The following is a 13,555-nucleotide window of genomic DNA, read 5'->3' as shown; positions in this document are numbered from 1 at the left end:
TCGCTGCCATGGCTCCTTCGACCAGCGAATACAACCGCAAGCGCAACTTCGACATCACCGCCGAGCCGCGTGACGAGGACAGCCCACGTCGACGCAAGGCCAAGGGCGCTCTGAGCTTCGTCATCCAGAAGCACGACGCGCGCCGTCTGCACTATGACTTCCGCCTGGAACTGGACGGCACCCTCAAGAGCTGGGCGGTGCCCAAGGGGCCCAGCCTGGACCCGGGTGAAAAGCGCCTGGCGGTGCAGGTCGAGGATCATCCCCTCGCCTATGGCAGTTTCGAGGGCAGCATTCCCGAAGGCCAGTACGGCGCGGGCGACGTCATCGTCTGGGATCGCGGCGAGTGGCAGGCCGATGGCGATGCGGCCGAGGGCTATGCCGCCGGCAAGCTCAAGTTCGAACTCAGGGGCGAAAAGCTGCGCGGCCACTGGACCCTGGTGCGCACCCGGTTGCAGGGTCATAGCGACAAACCTCAGTGGTTGCTGATCAAGGAACGCGACGACCAGGCCCGTGACATCGCCGACTACGACGTGACCGCCGCCGAGCCCGACAGCGTGCTGAGCGACAAGACCCTGCCGCGCCTGGGTCAGGGCAAGCAGACCAAGGCCAGCACCCGCTCGACCAGTCCCAAGCCGCCGGCACGCAGGGCCAAGGCGCGTAAGGCCGAATTACCGGAGACCCTGGAGGCGCAACTGGCCACCCTGGTCGACAGTCCACCCGCCGGCGACTGGCTGTACGAGGTGAAATACGACGGCTACCGCCTGCTCGCCCACATCGAAGGCGGCGAGGTGCGCCTCTTCACCCGTAGCGGCAACGACTGGACCGAGCGCCTGCCGGAACAGGCCCGGGCGCTGGCCGCGCTGGGCCTCGACAACGCCTGGCTGGACGGCGAGATCGTGGTCAACGACGGCCAGGGCGTCTCCAGCTTCCAGGCGCTGCAGAATGCCTTCGAGACCGGCAAGGCCACCCGCATCGCCTATTACCTGTTCGATATGCCCTATCTGAACGGTGCGGACCTGCGCGAGGTCCCGGTCGAGCAGCGCCGCGAGCTGCTGGGCAAACTGCTGGAGGACAGCAACGGCAGCGACCTGCTGCGCTTTTCCGCCGCCTTCGAGGTGCCCGCCGATCGCATCCTGGCGAGTGCTTGCGAACTCGGTCTCGAAGGGGTGATCGGCAAGCGCCTGGGCAGCCCCTATCGTTCTCGGCGCAACAAGGACTGGATCAAGCTCAAGTGTGCCCATCGCCAGGAATTCATCATCGTCGGCTACACCCCGCCCAAGGGCGGGCGGCAGCACCTGGGCGCGCTCCTGGTGGCGCTGCATGATGAGCAAGGGGAGTTGCACTATGCCGGCAAGGTCGGCACCGGTTTCACCGCAGCGATGCTCAAACAACTGCATGGCAGATTCCAGCCGCTGATCGTAGAGCGGCCACCCGTGGTGGATCCGCCCAAGGGCGCCGCCTACCGCGAGGTGACCTGGCTGAAGCCCGAACAGCTGTGCGAAATCGCCTACGCCGAGATGACCCAGGATCGCATCGTCCGCCAGGGCGTCTTCCATGGCCTGCGCGACGACAAGCCAGCCCGGGAGATCGGGCTGGAGGAGGCGACTCCGGCCCGGGAGGCCGAGGCGGCGCCCCCCTCTGCCTCACGCCGCCCGTCCGCAGGCAAGGAGAGGGATGCCACCGTGGCCGGAGTGCGCATCAGCCATCCGGAGCGCGTCATCGACGACGCCAGTGGTGCCCGCAAGCTCGACGTGGCCGGCTATTACGCCGCCGTCGCCGACTGGCTCCTGCCGCACCTGGCCGACCGCCCCGTTGCCCTGGTCCGCACGCCCGAGGGCATCGCCGGTGAGCAGATCTTCCAGAAGCACAAGCAGACCCTCGCGATCCCTCACATGCGCGAGCTGGATCCAGCGCTGGATCCCGGCCACGCGCCACTGATGGTCATCGACAGCCGCGAGGCCCTTATCGGCGCGGCCCAGATGGGTACGGTGGAACTCCATACCTGGAATGCCACCGCTGGCCGTATCGAGCGCCCCGACCGCTTCATCCTCGATCTCGACCCTGATCCCGCCCTGCCCTGGTCGCGCATGGTGGAGGCGACGGAGCTGGTACTGACCCTGCTCGACGAGCTGGAGCTGCAGGCCTTCGTCAAGACCAGCGGCGGTCGCGGCCTGCACCTGGTGGTGCCCCTGGATCGGCGCCAGGACTGGGAGATCGTCAAGGCCTTCGCTCAGGCGGCAGCGCAGCACCTGGCCAATACCTTGCCCAAGCTCTTCGCCGCCAAGATGGGCGCGCAGAATCGCCAGGGGCGGATCTTCGTCGACTACCTGCGCAATCGCCATGGCGCCACCACGGTCAGCGCCTTTTCCCTGCGCGCCCGTCCGCACCTTGGCGTTTCGGTGCCGATCGCTCGCGAGGAGCTGTCGTCCCTGGAGGCGAGCGATCAATGGCGCTTCGACTCCCTGCTGCCACGCCTCGAAGCGCTCAAGGACGATCCCTGGGCCGGGTATGCCAAGGTGCGCCAGGGCCTCACGGCGGCACGGCGCAAACGGCTGGGCGTCGAGTAGCGACGCGCCTGCCGTCGGCCAACGTACCGCCTAAGCGAAACCCCTCCGCGTTGCCCGTGGTCTGCACTAACGAGCGTTGTCGTGGACAGCGCCGTCGCCAGCCACGGGATGGAGCCGATGTCGATCGATCTGGATAACCTTCAGGACACCCTGGACGAGTGGGCCTATGACGAGGTCACTCCTGCACTGCTGCAACACCGACTCCAGATTCTCAACCAGCGCGGCCTCGATCGCCTGCCGCTGCCAGGCCAGGGGCAGACCCTGGAGCGCTGGCGCGCCCTGGCCAAGGTAGCCAATCACGACCTGGGCCTGGTCAAGCTGTACGAAGGCCACACCGACGCCCTCGCCATCCTCAGCGAACTGGATGGCTTCGTGCCGCCTCCCGGCAGCCTCTGGGGTGTCTGGGCCGCCGAGCCGCCGGATGCCCGGCTGCTGGTGCGCTATGGCGCCGACAGCATGGTCACCCTGCACGGCCGCAAGTCCTGGTGCTCCGGTGCCGCTCTGGTCAGTCACGCCCTAGTTACCGCCTGGATGGACGACCATCCGATGCTGGTGGCGGTGGAAATGAATCAACCCGGCGTCGAGGTCACTCAGGACGGCTGGCGGGCGATCGGCATGCAGCATACGGGCAGCGTCGACGTGCTGTTCGATGGTGCAGCTGGCGTACTGGTCGGTGCCCCTGGCCGTTATCTGCATCGCCCTGGCTTCTGGCACGGCGGCGGGGGCATTGCCGCCTGCTGGTATGGCTCGGCCACCGCCCTGGCCGATACCCTGCGCGCCTACTGCAAACGCCATCGCGAGCCCCATGCCCTGGCCCATCTGGGCCACGTGGATGCCGCGTTGCTCGGCGCCGCGACCGCGCTGCGTCAGGCGGCCCACTGGATAGATCAGGAGCCTGTAGCGGACGCCCGCTATCCCATCTGCCAGCTACGGGCCCTGGTCGAACAGTGCGCCGAAATCGTCGTCCGCCATACCGGCCGGGCCTTTGGCGCCGCCCCGCTATGCCGCGACGCCTACTGCGCCCGCCATATGGCGGACCTGCCGGTCTACCTGCGCCAGAGTCATGCCGAGCGTGATCTGGCGGTACTGGGTGACCTCAATCTGCTGGAGGGTGCCCCTTGGCAACTGTAGGCGATCGTCAGATTCAAGGAGCCGGCACCACGCCCGAGGCCTGGCTACAGTGGTCCGGCTTTGGCGAGATGCCGGCCATCGAGGCGTCGCAACTGGTCCCGCCCGGACATCGCGCGGTGGTCGTCGCGCCGCATCCGGACGACGAGATCCTGGGCTGCGGCGGCCTGCTCTGCCAGCTGGGTGAACTGGGTCGCCGCCTGGCGCTGGTAGCGGTCACCGATGGCGATGGTAGTCACCCGCGATCCACCCTCTGGCCCACCACCCGACTGCGCAATACCCGTCCACTGGAGACCCGCGAGGCCCTGCGCCGCCTGCGCCTGGAGCGCGCCACCGTGACGCGCCTGGCGATTCCGGATGGCCAGGTGAGCGAGCAGGAAGCCGTGCTGCAACAGCGGCTGCTGGAATTCATCACGCCCGAGGACGTGGTCTTCGCCACCTGGCGGCTGGATGGCCATCCCGATCACGAAGCCACCGGCCGCGCCGCGGTGGAAGCCTGCCGGCTGCGTGGCGCTCGCTGCATCGAAGTACCGGTCTGGACCTGGCACTGGGCCGCTCCGGGTGACCCACGGGTGCCCTGGGAAAGAGCGCGCCGCCTGGATCTGGAAGAAGACGTTTTGGCGCTGAAGAAGCGTGCGGTGAATGCCTTCGGCAGTCAGTTGACCGAGGATGCCAGCACGGGACAGGGGCCGATCCTGCCGCCTGCGGTGGTCGCCCGTCTCACCCGTGCCTGGGAGGTCTATCTGACGTGACCGTCTCCATGAGCTATTTCGACTCCCTGTACGCCAGCAGTGAAGACCCCTGGGACTATCGCCATCGCTGGTACGAGGCGCGCAAGCGGGACCTGACCCTGGCCATGCTGCCCCACCGCCGCTACACCCAGGGCTACGAGCCGGGCTGTTCCACTGGTGAGCTGTCCAGGCGGCTGGCCGAGCGTTGCGAACGCCTGCTGGTCAGCGACGGCAACGCCTCCGCGGTCGCCACGGCCCGTGAGCGCCTGGCCGATCAGGCCCATGTCGAGGTACGCCACCTGCTGTTGCCGGACGCCTGGCCGGCAGGCGCCTTCGATCTCATCGTCATCAGCGAGATCGGCTACTACCTCGGCGAGAACGGCCTGGCGGCCTTGCTGGATCGCGCTCACAGCGCCCTGCTACCCGGCGGCGTCCTGCTCGGTTGCCACTGGCGCCACCCCATCGAAGGCTGCGCCCTGACCGGCGACCAGGTCCACGAACGCATGGCCGCCCTGCCCGGCCTGCATCGCCTGAGCCACCTCGAAGAATCCGATTTTCTCCTCACCCTCTGGTCCTCCGACCCCACCTCCGTCGCCCGCCGGGAGCAGCTTCTATGATAGGTGCCGTGATACCCGCTCATAACGAAGAGCAACACGTCGAACGCTGCCTGCAATCGGTGCTGCGCGCCGCGCGACATCCGGCGCTGCTGGGTGAAGCCGTCGAGATCGTCATCGTGCTGGACAGCTGCACCGACGGCACCGCCGACATCGTTCACCGCTTGCCGGTGACCGCCCTGGAGGTCTGGGCCTGCAACGTCGGCCTGACCCGGGCGACCGGCGCGGCGCACCTGATCCAGCGTGGCGCTCGCTGGCTGGCCTGCACCGATGCGGACTCCGAGGTGGCGCCGGACTGGTTCGCCGCCCAGCTCGCCTATGGCGCCGATGCCGTCTGTGGCGTAGTGGAAGTGGATGACTGGACGCCACATTCGCCTGGTCTGAGAGCCCGCTACGAGGCGGCCTATCACGACCGCGAAGGCCATCAGCACATCCATGGCGCCAACTTCGGCATTTCTACCGCAGCCTATCTGCAAGCCGGCGGCTTTCCGTCCATGACCGTGGACGAAGACGTCAGCTTGGTCACCGCGCTCAAGACCCAGGGCGCACGCATCGCCTGGAGCAACAGCGTACGCGTCCGTACCAGCTCACGGCTGGATTGCCGCGCGCGCGGCGGCTTCGGCGACTACCTGAATCTGCTTGGCGCTACCGCCTGACCCTTAGGCCCCCAGGGCGAAGGCCCCGGGTGTCGCGCCGAACTGCCGGCGAAAGGCGGCGATAAAGGCCGACGGCGAGTTGTAGCCGCAATCCAGCGCCACCTCGGTCACCGCGGCGCCCTGCTCCAGGCGCTCCAGAGCACTGATCAGCCGCAACCGCTGCCGCCAGGTTCTGAAGGTCAGCTCGGTATCCCGCAGAAAGGCCCGACTCAGGGTCTTTTCCGAGGCGCCCAGCACCCCGGACCACTGCGCCAGGGTACGATCGTCCGACGGATTGGCCGCCAGGGCCTCGCACAGCAGGCGCAGCCGGCCATCCTGGGGCGCCGGCAGCGATAGCCCCACCTCGGGCGCCGCCTGCAACTGATCCAGCATCACCGACACCAGCCTGCCCTCGGTACCGTCCTCGTCATACTCCCGGGCGAAGCCACTGAAGGTCTTGATCAGCTCACGGATCAACGGACTCACCGCCACCACCCGACAGCGCTCACCGACATAGGGCGCCGCCTCGGCACTGACATAGAGACTGCGCATCTCCGCCTTGGGCGAGGAACGCACCTGATGCTCGACATCGGCGGCGATCCACACCGCCCGCTGCGGTGGCGCCACATAACTGCCCTCGGCGGTGGTCACCGTGAGCACGCCCTTGATGGCATAGGACAGCTGCCCCCAGGGATGTCGGTGCCAGGGTGTCCAGGCCGGTTGCGCCAGGGATTCGACCCGGGCATAGAGGCGCCGTGGCAGGTTGGCGAGTTCGGGAACGGGACGTTCGACCGCAGAATGTCCGTTTGACGACATCATTGGGGCTTTTCGCGTTAGTCGGCTAGGTCAGGAGACGATAGCCTTGGGGCTATTCGCAGACAACCCGAGAGAGACCATGGCTCGTCCCCGCCTGATGCCCGATAACTTCACCCTAATGCTGGTCGCCACGGTGATTCTCGCCAGCGTGCTGCCCTGCCGGGGCCTCGCCGCCCAGATCGCCAACGTGGTGACCAACATCGCCATCGGCCTGCTGTTCTTCCTGCATGGCGCCAAGCTGTCGCGCCAGGCACTGGTGGCCGGCATCACCCATTGGCGGCTGCACCTGCTGGTGTTCGCCTTCACCTTCATCAGCTTTCCGCTGCTGGGCTGGGCGCTGCAGCCGCTGCTGGCGCCGCTGGTGACGCCCGAGCTCTATCTGGGCGTGCTGTTCATGTGCGCCCTGCCCGCCACGGTGCAGTCCTCCATCGCCTTCGTTTCCATGGCCCGCGGCAATGTCTCGGCGGCGGTCTGCAGCGCGTCGTTGTCCAGCCTGCTCGGTATCTTCCTCACGCCGCTGCTGGTCCGGCTGCTGCTTGACGCCCATGGCGGCTCGGATGGCCAGAGCACCCTGGATGCCATCGTCAAGATCTGCGTCCAGCTGCTGCTGCCCTTCGTCGCCGGCCAGCTGCTGCGCCCGGTGATCGGCCACTGGGTGGACCGCCACAAGGGCAAGCTCAAGTTCGTCGACCAGGGCTCCATCCTGCTGGTGGTCTATACCGCCTTCAGCGCGGCCGTAATCGAAGGCCTGTGGCGGGAGACCCCGATCCTGTCGCTGGTAGGCCTGGTGTTCATCTGCGCCACCCTGCTGACCCTGGTGCTGCTCGCCACCCGCTACAGCGCGCGGCTGCTGGGCATGAGCAAGGAAGACGAAATCACCGTGGTCTTCTGCGGTTCCAAGAAGAGCCTGGCCACGGGGGTGCCCATGGCCAAGGTGCTGTTCGCCGGCAGCACCATGGGGCCGGTGCTGCTGCCGATCATGCTGTTCCACCAGATCCAGCTGATGGTCTGCGCGGTGCTGGCCCAGCGCTACGCCAAGCGTGAGGCGGTAGCGCCTGTCACGCCCGTGGTAGCGCCGCTACCCAAGTGATGCGCGCGGTGGCGAGGCGCCCGATCAGCGCGCCTCGTCCTCGCGAACCGGTTTGCGCATGGTGACCCACTCTTCCGCGGCGGTGGGATGGATGCCCAGGGTGTCGTCGAAGCAGGCCTTGGTCGCCCCCGCCTTGAGGGCGATGGCCAGGCACTGGATCTGCTCGCCGGCGTCCGGCCCCACCATGTGGCAACCCAGCACCTGATCGCTGTCGGCATCCACCACCAGCTTCATCAGGGTGCGCTCCTGCACCTCGGTCAAGCTCAGCTTGGTCGGCCGGAAGCTGCTCTGGAAGATCTTCAGCCGGTGGCCACGCTCGCGCGCCTCCTCCTCGCTCAGGCCGATGCTGGCCAGGTTGGGCAGGCTGAAGACCGCGCTGGCGATCAGGTCGTAGTTCAGCGGGCGATAGCTGTCGGGGCTGAACAGGTGTCGCGCCAGGGTCATGCCCTCGGCCAGCGCCACCGGGGTCAGTTGCACCCGGCCGATGACGTCGCCGATGGCGTAGATCGAGGGCTCCGTAGTCTGGAAGGTCTCGCCGACCTCGATGAAGCCGCGATCGTCCAGGGTGACGCCGGTGTTTTCCAGGCCCAGGTCATCCAGCATCGGCCGGCGGCCGGTGGCGTAGAAGACGCAATCGGCTTCCAGGAGGCGCCCGTCCTTGAGCGTCACCTGCAGGCTGCCATCGGCGACCTTGTCGATCCGCGCCACGTCGGCGTTGAACTGCAGATCATGGCCACGTTTGAGCATCTCGTCGCGCAGGTGCTCGCGCACGCCCTGGTCGAAGCCGCGCAGGAACAGCTCGCGGCGATACAGCAGGGTGGTCTTGGCGCCCAGGCCCTGGAAGATCGAGGCGAACTCCACGGCGATGTAGCCACCGCCCACCACCACCACCCGCTTGGGCAGCTCCGGCAGGTAGAAGGCTTCGTTGGAGGTGATGGCATGCTCGCGACCGGGGAAATCCGGCACGTCCGGCCAGCCACCGGTGGCGATGAGGATGCGCTCGCAGCGATAACGCCGGCCTTCCACCTCGACGGTGTGGGGATCGAGGATGCGGGCATGGGCCTCCAGCAGGGTCACTCCGCTGTTGACCAGCAGGGCGCGGTAGATGCCGTTCAACCGGCGGATCTCGTGATCCTTGCTGGCGACCAGGGTATTCCAGTCGAAGGCCGGGACCTCGGCGTCCCAGCCATAGCCCCGGGCCTGACGGAATTCATCGCGAAAGGAAGCGCCGTAGATGAAGTATTTCTTGGGCATGCAGCCCACGTTCACACAGGTCCCGCCGAGGTAACGGCTTTCCGCTACCGCCACCCGGGCCCCGAAGTCGGCGGCGAAACGCGCCGCGCGCACGCCGCCCGAACCGGCGCCGATCACGAAGAGGTCGAAATCATAGGTCGTCATGGAGCTCTCTCTCTGCTGCTGCTGGCGCCAGCATAACGCAAGGCCACCCCGGGCAGCGGCACGGCTGGCCAACCGCCAGAAACGACGAGGCCACCCGCAGGTGGCCTCGTCCATCGCACAGGGCGTCTTACAGCGCCTTGTACAGATTCTCGAAGCAGAAGTTGGTGGCTTCCACGAAGCCTTCCGCGCTACCGCAATCGAAACGCTGGCCCTTGAATTTGTAGGCCAGTACGCAACCGTCCTGGGCCTGCTTCATCAGGGCGTCGGTGATCTGGATCTCGCCACCCTTGCCCGGCTCGGTCTGTTCGATCAGGTCGAAGATGTCCGGGGTCAGGATGTAGCGGCCGATGATCGCCAGGTTGGACGGTGCATCTTCCGGCTTGGGCTTCTCGACCATGTTGTTCACCCGGTAGATGTCGTCACGGATCATCTCGCCGGCGATCACACCGTACTTGTTGGTCTCGTTGGCCGGGACTTCCTGGATGGCCACGATGGAGCAGCGGAACTGGTTGTACAGCTTGACCATCTGCTTGAGGACGCTGTCGCCTTCCAGGTTCAGGCAGAGGTCGTCCGCCAGGACCACGGCGAAGGGCTCGTCACCGATCAGCGGGCGGCCGGTCAGGATGGCGTGACCCAGGCCCTTCATTTCCACCTGACGGGTGTAGGAGAAGGTGCAGTTGTCGATCAGCTTGCGAATGCCGACCAGGTACTTTTCCTTGTCGGTGTTCTTGATCTGGCTTTCCAGCTCGTAGCTGATGTCGAAATGGTCTTCCAGCGAGCGCTTGCCACGACCGGTGACGATCCCGATCTGATGCAGGCCCGCCTCCAGAGCTTCCTCCACGGCGTACTGCACCAGCGGCTTGTTCACAATGGGCAGCATTTCCTTGGGCATGGCTTTGGTCGCAGGGAGAAAACGAGTGCCATAGCCGGCTGCCGGAAACAGACATTTGGTGATCATGGGAGTCCTTTGATCTGTACGTGAAGGCAAAACGAACGGCGGTCTATCCAGCCGCTTGTCGCATACAATGCCCGAAGCGCGCGACGCTGGAAATAGCCAGGCATGGGCGCTCTGTGGACGTGCGGATACGACTCCAGGATTGCCTTCCGGTTCTGCGCAAAGCTGCAAAGAACTGCTATCGTCCAAAGTTTGGAACCAGCGTCACGACTCCGCGGATAGATCTCGACATGAAGAAATGGATGCTCCCGTTGCTGTGTGTTTCCCTCGCCGGCTGCTCCCTGGGCGGTCATCACGAGGTAGCGGAAACGCGGCCGCTCAGCGCGGAACAGACCACCCTGCTGCGCCAGAACGACCTGTTGCAGGCCAAACTGCTGGTATTGGGTGGCAGCGAAGAACAGCTCAAGCTCGCGGATGCCCTGCTCTTGCGCAACGGCGGGACCAGTGCCGATGGCGAGGTGGAGTTCTATCGCGCGGTGATCGCCATCAAGCAGGGCCCGCAGACCGATGATGTCCTGGAATTGCTGAACGCCTCTGCCGATCATCGTTATCCGCTGGCCTATGCCCTGCTCTATCGCCTGTACACCGATCCCTTCCTGGTTCCTGAAGCGGATCCCATCCAGGCGCAGACCTACAAGAGCGCCTATGGCGAGCTGGCGGTGGCCAAGAGTGGCTATCCGTCCTTCGACAAGGCTGTGGAAGTCACCCGTCAGCTGGCACCCTGAGCCGCCTCTCTAGCCGGCCGCTTTGCGGCCGTTCACAGTCTGGCACTGGCGAATGAGCAGCCGTTGACCTTTCCTTCATGTGAATGATGTCAATGGGCCGCACGACGGTAGCATCGAGCCTCTACCGTCCGCCGCCCAGAGCCATTCTCATGTCCTCGCTTGGCAAGCTGTCACCCGATATCGTTGCCGCCCGCACCGTGACGCAGCGGCTGGTCCTGCTGCTGATCGGGTTCTTCGCGCTGGCCATCCTGCTGACGCGGCTGCCGACCTTCATCAACGCCGCCGGTGGCGAAACCTGGCAAATCCGTGGCGGCCAGATTCCGCTGATGCAGTATCCCTCGATGCCGGAGCGCAGCGTGGTCGCCAATCGCCAACTGCTCGCCATGCTCGAACCGGGGGACCGCATCCTGGTCCTGGAAAGCGCGCCCTTCCGCCCCTGGAAGAAGGTCATGCTGATCGGCGAGGACAGTCGCATCGGCTGGATTCGCGTCACTCCGGCGCTGGGCGCGATCCGCCTGGAATGACGCCCGTTCCGGAGCGCGACGACAGCAATCGCAGGACCCGAGTGTCATGCCAGCGATACCAGCGTTCATGGCCCAACCGTTGCGCCTGGCGATGCTCCGGATGGGCACCCCAGGCCGCGACCGCGGCCTGGTCGGTCCAATAGGACAGGGTGATGCCCAGGCCATTGGCGCCGCGTACCGATTCCACCCAGAGAAAGCCCGGTTGCGCCTGCGCCAGCTCCAGCATGCGCGCCGCCATGCGCTCATAGGCCGGATCGTCGTCTGCCCGTTGCGAGACGAAGGCGATCACCACGCAATCGGGCGGCAGGTCCGGCCGGCTCATGGTTGTAGTCTCCGCGCTGCGACCACGGCCTCCAGCCAGGCGCGCACCGCGGCGGGCACCCGGCCGGTCAGCGCTTCACGCTCGGGCTGATAGAGGGTGCCGAAGTGGCAGGGCTGGGTGGCCAGCTCGAAGGCCACGGGCACCTCTTCCTCATCCCAGGCCAGTACCCGCCAGCCGGCGGCGAGCAAGGCCGGCAGGTACTCGGGATTTACGCCGAAGCGACAGTGATAGCTGGCCTGCGCCCGCAGACCGCCCTCGCCCTCCGCCAGGCGCGAACCGGGCTCCAGGCGGAGCTCATTGTGATACTCGATGCGGGCACAGCTCAGGGGCGCCAGCAGCGCTCGCGACGTCAGCGGATCCTCCTCGGCGTGGGCCGCGTCCGTCCATCCCAACACGGCATGAGCGTACTCCAGCAGGGCGTACTGCAGCCCGCCACAGGTACCGAGAAAGGGAATCCGCCGTTCACGGGCGGTGCGGATGCTCGCCAGCACCCCGTCTCGATTGCGATAGGGACTACCCGGCACGCACCAGAGGCCATCGCACTCAGCCAGGGCGCCATCGGCCGCCACACTCGGCAGCCAGCGTGATCGCAACGTGATGCCCAATGTCCTGGCGGTCAGCGCCAGGGCCTGGGGGATGGCCTGATGAGCCACGATGGAAGCGTCCTGGTCACCCAGGAGCACGATTTCGTACGACGTCATGACGGATACCTGCAGGCGTAGGAGGTCCGACCGACTCTAGGGCGTCGAGGCCGCAGTTTTAATAGGCGTCGCGGACAGCAGGCCTTGCGCCACTGCCCTGTTGGTCACCGTCCAGTCAGGCGAGCCAAAAAAAGCGCCCGGTACCGCTGCTGTACCGGGCGCCGGATACCGCGCGATCAGGGCGCCGGATTGGGCTGGTCGACGTGGATGGCTTCGATGGCGGCCAGGGTTTCCTGGTTCAATTCCACTTCACTGCTCGCCAGGTTGCTTTCCAGCTGAGCGAGCGAGGTGGCGCCGATGATGTTGCTGGTCACGAAGGGCCGGCTGGTGACGAAGGCCAGGGCCATCTGCGCCGGATCCAGACCGCGTTCCCGTGCCAGCTCGACATAGGCCTGGGCAGCCCTTTGCGCCTGGGGATTACTGTAGCGCTGGAAGCGTTCGAACAGCGTCAGTCGCGCGCCCTCCGGACGTGCGCCCTGCAGGTACTTGCCGGCCAGCACGCCGAAGGCCAGCGGCGAATAGGCCAGCAGGCCCACCTGCTCGCGGATGGCCTGCTCGGCCAGGCCCACCTCGAAGCTGCGATTGAGCAGGTTGTAGGGATTCTGGATGGAGACCACCCGCGGCCAACCCCGGGTCTCGCTCAGGTGCAGGAATTGCTGGACGCCCCAGGGCGTCTCGTTGGACAGCCCCACATGGCGGACCTTGCCCGCGCGCACCAGGCCGTCGAGGGCCTCCAGGGTCTCTTCGAGGGGCGTGAAGGCCGCCTCGCTGTGCTCGTAGCCCAGCTGACCGAAGTAGTTGGTGCGGCGATCCGGCCAGTGCAGCTGGTAGAGATCCAGATAGTCGGTGTTGAGCCGCTGGAGACTGGCCTCCAACGCCGCGGTGAGATTGGCCTTGGTAAAGGCCAGACCACCCTCGCGGATATAGTCCATGTCGCGCCCCGGACCGGCCGCTTTGCTGGCCAACACCCAGTCGGCGCGATCGCCATGCCGACGGAAGTAGTTGCCGATGATGGTCTCGGTGCGGGTATAGGTCTCGGCACGTGGCGGCACCGGATACATCTCCGCCGTGTCGATGAAATTGACCCCAGCGGCCTTGGCGGCGCGCAGTTGTTCGAAGGCCTCGGCCTCGGTGTTCTGCTCACCCCAGGTCATGGTGCCCAGCGCGATGGCGCTAACCTTGAGATCGGTACGACCCAGCGATCGAAAGTGCATCAGGAAGCTCTCTGTCGGTGCGGAAGTCGTACAAGTTAGCAGGAGGCTGCCCGCTCTGCCCATCGCGCCGATGAGCCTTTCGATCGGGCGCCGACCACCGCACCCTCGCCAGGTGCGCCGCGAATCCGTAGAATG

At 66.3% G+C, this 13,555-nt stretch carries 14 protein-coding genes; 8 read left to right on the top strand and 6 right to left on the bottom strand.

The window, feature by feature from the left end; all coding sequences use genetic code 11:
* Positions 1 to 8: 8 nt before the first annotated feature.
* The 5 genes from ligD to AX284_RS05785 all read left to right on the top strand — a co-directional run bounded on the left by ligD (position 9) and on the right by AX284_RS05785 (position 5,696).
* On the top strand, positions 9 to 2,567 hold the full coding sequence (gene ligD / locus AX284_RS05805; RefSeq protein WP_068384045.1) for a DNA ligase D: 2,559 nt from the start codon (positions 9 to 11) through the stop codon (positions 2,565 to 2,567).
* Between the two features lie 117 nt (positions 2,568 to 2,684).
* Complete coding sequence (locus tag AX284_RS05800; protein ID WP_371099775.1) at positions 2,685 to 3,698, top strand: acyl-CoA dehydrogenase; 1,014 nt, start codon at positions 2,685 to 2,687, stop codon at positions 3,696 to 3,698.
* A complete protein-coding gene (locus AX284_RS05795) occupies positions 3,686 to 4,447 on the top strand; it encodes a PIG-L deacetylase family protein (RefSeq protein ID WP_236712145.1) in 762 nt (253 codons plus the stop codon). Before AX284_RS05800 ends, AX284_RS05795 begins: the two co-directional genes overlap by 13 nt.
* Complete coding sequence (locus AX284_RS05790) at positions 4,444 to 5,043, top strand: class I SAM-dependent methyltransferase (RefSeq protein ID WP_017639961.1); 600 nt, start codon at positions 4,444 to 4,446, stop codon at positions 5,041 to 5,043. Before AX284_RS05795 ends, AX284_RS05790 begins: the two co-directional genes overlap by 4 nt.
* On the top strand, positions 5,040 to 5,696 hold the full coding sequence (locus tag AX284_RS05785) for a glycosyltransferase (RefSeq protein WP_017639962.1): 657 nt from the start codon (positions 5,040 to 5,042) through the stop codon (positions 5,694 to 5,696). Before AX284_RS05790 ends, AX284_RS05785 begins: the two co-directional genes overlap by 4 nt.
* Positions 5,697 to 5,699: 3 nt before the next feature.
* Here the strand turns inward: AX284_RS05785 and AX284_RS05780 are convergent, their stop codons facing one another.
* Positions 5,700 to 6,491, bottom strand: a complete 792-nt coding sequence (locus AX284_RS05780) for an AraC family transcriptional regulator (protein WP_068384204.1) — start codon at positions 6,489 to 6,491, stop codon at positions 5,700 to 5,702.
* 79 nt (positions 6,492 to 6,570) lie between these two features.
* Here AX284_RS05780 and AX284_RS05775 point away from each other — a divergent pair, with 79 nt between their 5' ends.
* Positions 6,571 to 7,581, top strand: coding sequence for a bile acid:sodium symporter family protein (locus AX284_RS05775; RefSeq protein WP_068384035.1), 1,011 nt, complete (start codon positions 6,571 to 6,573; stop codon positions 7,579 to 7,581).
* Positions 7,582 to 7,605: 24 nt separating this feature from the next.
* Here AX284_RS05775 and gorA read toward each other — a convergent pair whose 3' ends face one another.
* Positions 7,606 to 8,979 (bottom strand): glutathione-disulfide reductase, encoded by a 1,374-nt coding sequence (gene gorA, locus AX284_RS05770; RefSeq protein ID WP_068384032.1) that lies wholly within the window; start codon positions 8,977 to 8,979, stop codon positions 7,606 to 7,608.
* A gap of 127 nt (positions 8,980 to 9,106) precedes the next feature.
* Entirely contained in the window at positions 9,107 to 9,937 is an 831-nt protein-coding gene (gene galU / locus AX284_RS05765; RefSeq protein ID WP_007161840.1) for a UTP--glucose-1-phosphate uridylyltransferase GalU, read from the bottom strand.
* A gap of 239 nt (positions 9,938 to 10,176) precedes the next feature.
* Between galU and AX284_RS05760 the strand changes: the two genes are divergently transcribed.
* Together AX284_RS05760 and AX284_RS05755 are read left to right on the top strand one after the other, a co-directional pair.
* Positions 10,177 to 10,659 (top strand): hypothetical protein, encoded by a 483-nt coding sequence (locus AX284_RS05760; RefSeq protein WP_231355378.1) that lies wholly within the window; start codon positions 10,177 to 10,179, stop codon positions 10,657 to 10,659.
* A 149-nt stretch (positions 10,660 to 10,808) separates the two neighbouring features.
* Complete coding sequence (locus AX284_RS05755; RefSeq protein ID WP_068384030.1) at positions 10,809 to 11,183, top strand: hypothetical protein; 375 nt, start codon at positions 10,809 to 10,811, stop codon at positions 11,181 to 11,183.
* On the opposite strand, the gene AX284_RS05750 is transcribed toward AX284_RS05755, so the two are convergent.
* The 3 genes from AX284_RS05750 to AX284_RS05740 form a co-directional block, all read right to left on the bottom strand.
* Positions 11,149 to 11,505: an antibiotic biosynthesis monooxygenase family protein gene (locus AX284_RS05750; RefSeq protein WP_068384028.1), complete on the bottom strand. Its 357-nt coding sequence runs from the start codon at positions 11,503 to 11,505 to the stop codon at positions 11,149 to 11,151. The genes AX284_RS05755 and AX284_RS05750 overlap by 35 nt on opposite strands.
* The gene (locus tag AX284_RS05745; RefSeq protein WP_068384025.1) at positions 11,502 to 12,206 is read right to left on the bottom strand and encodes a glutamine amidotransferase-related protein; all 705 of its coding nucleotides are present in this window, start codon (positions 12,204 to 12,206) and stop codon (positions 11,502 to 11,504) included. Before AX284_RS05745 ends, AX284_RS05750 begins: the two co-directional genes overlap by 4 nt.
* 176 nt (positions 12,207 to 12,382) lie before the next feature.
* The gene (locus tag AX284_RS05740) at positions 12,383 to 13,420 is read right to left on the bottom strand and encodes an NADP(H)-dependent aldo-keto reductase (protein ID WP_068384023.1); all 1,038 of its coding nucleotides are present in this window, start codon (positions 13,418 to 13,420) and stop codon (positions 12,383 to 12,385) included.
* Between the last annotated feature and the right edge of the window lie 135 nt (positions 13,421 to 13,555).

It is taken from the genome of Pseudomonas sp. HUK17 (genome assembly GCF_001566765.1).
This window is presented reverse-complemented; position numbering and strand designations above follow the sequence as displayed.

What these genes read in the sequence shown, in the direction of transcription:
- ligD (WP_068384045.1), top strand. Translation starts at nt 9, where the DNA reads ATGGCTCCTTCGACCAGCGAATACAACCGCAAGCGCAACTTCGACATC.
- AX284_RS05785 (WP_017639962.1), top strand. Translation starts at nt 5,040, where the DNA reads ATGATAGGTGCCGTGATACCCGCTCATAACGAAGAGCAACACGTCGAA.
- AX284_RS05750 (WP_068384028.1), bottom strand. Translation starts at nt 11,505, where the DNA reads ATGAGCCGGCCGGACCTGCCGCCCGATTGCGTGGTGATCGCCTTCGTC.
- AX284_RS05775 (WP_068384035.1), top strand. Translation starts at nt 6,571, where the DNA reads ATGGCTCGTCCCCGCCTGATGCCCGATAACTTCACCCTAATGCTGGTC.
- galU (WP_007161840.1), bottom strand. Translation starts at nt 9,937, where the DNA reads ATGATCACCAAATGTCTGTTTCCGGCAGCCGGCTATGGCACTCGTTTT.
- AX284_RS05740 (WP_068384023.1), bottom strand. Translation starts at nt 13,420, where the DNA reads ATGCACTTTCGATCGCTGGGTCGTACCGATCTCAAGGTTAGCGCCATC.
- AX284_RS05745 (WP_068384025.1), bottom strand. Translation starts at nt 12,206, where the DNA reads ATGACGTCGTACGAAATCGTGCTCCTGGGTGACCAGGACGCTTCCATC.
- AX284_RS05800 (WP_371099775.1), top strand. Translation starts at nt 2,685, where the DNA reads ATGTCGATCGATCTGGATAACCTTCAGGACACCCTGGACGAGTGGGCC.
- AX284_RS05755 (WP_068384030.1), top strand. Translation starts at nt 10,809, where the DNA reads ATGTCCTCGCTTGGCAAGCTGTCACCCGATATCGTTGCCGCCCGCACC.
- gorA (WP_068384032.1), bottom strand. Translation starts at nt 8,979, where the DNA reads ATGACGACCTATGATTTCGACCTCTTCGTGATCGGCGCCGGTTCGGGC.
- AX284_RS05780 (WP_068384204.1), bottom strand. Translation starts at nt 6,491, where the DNA reads ATGTCGTCAAACGGACATTCTGCGGTCGAACGTCCCGTTCCCGAACTC.
- AX284_RS05760 (WP_231355378.1), top strand. Translation starts at nt 10,177, where the DNA reads ATGCTCCCGTTGCTGTGTGTTTCCCTCGCCGGCTGCTCCCTGGGCGGT.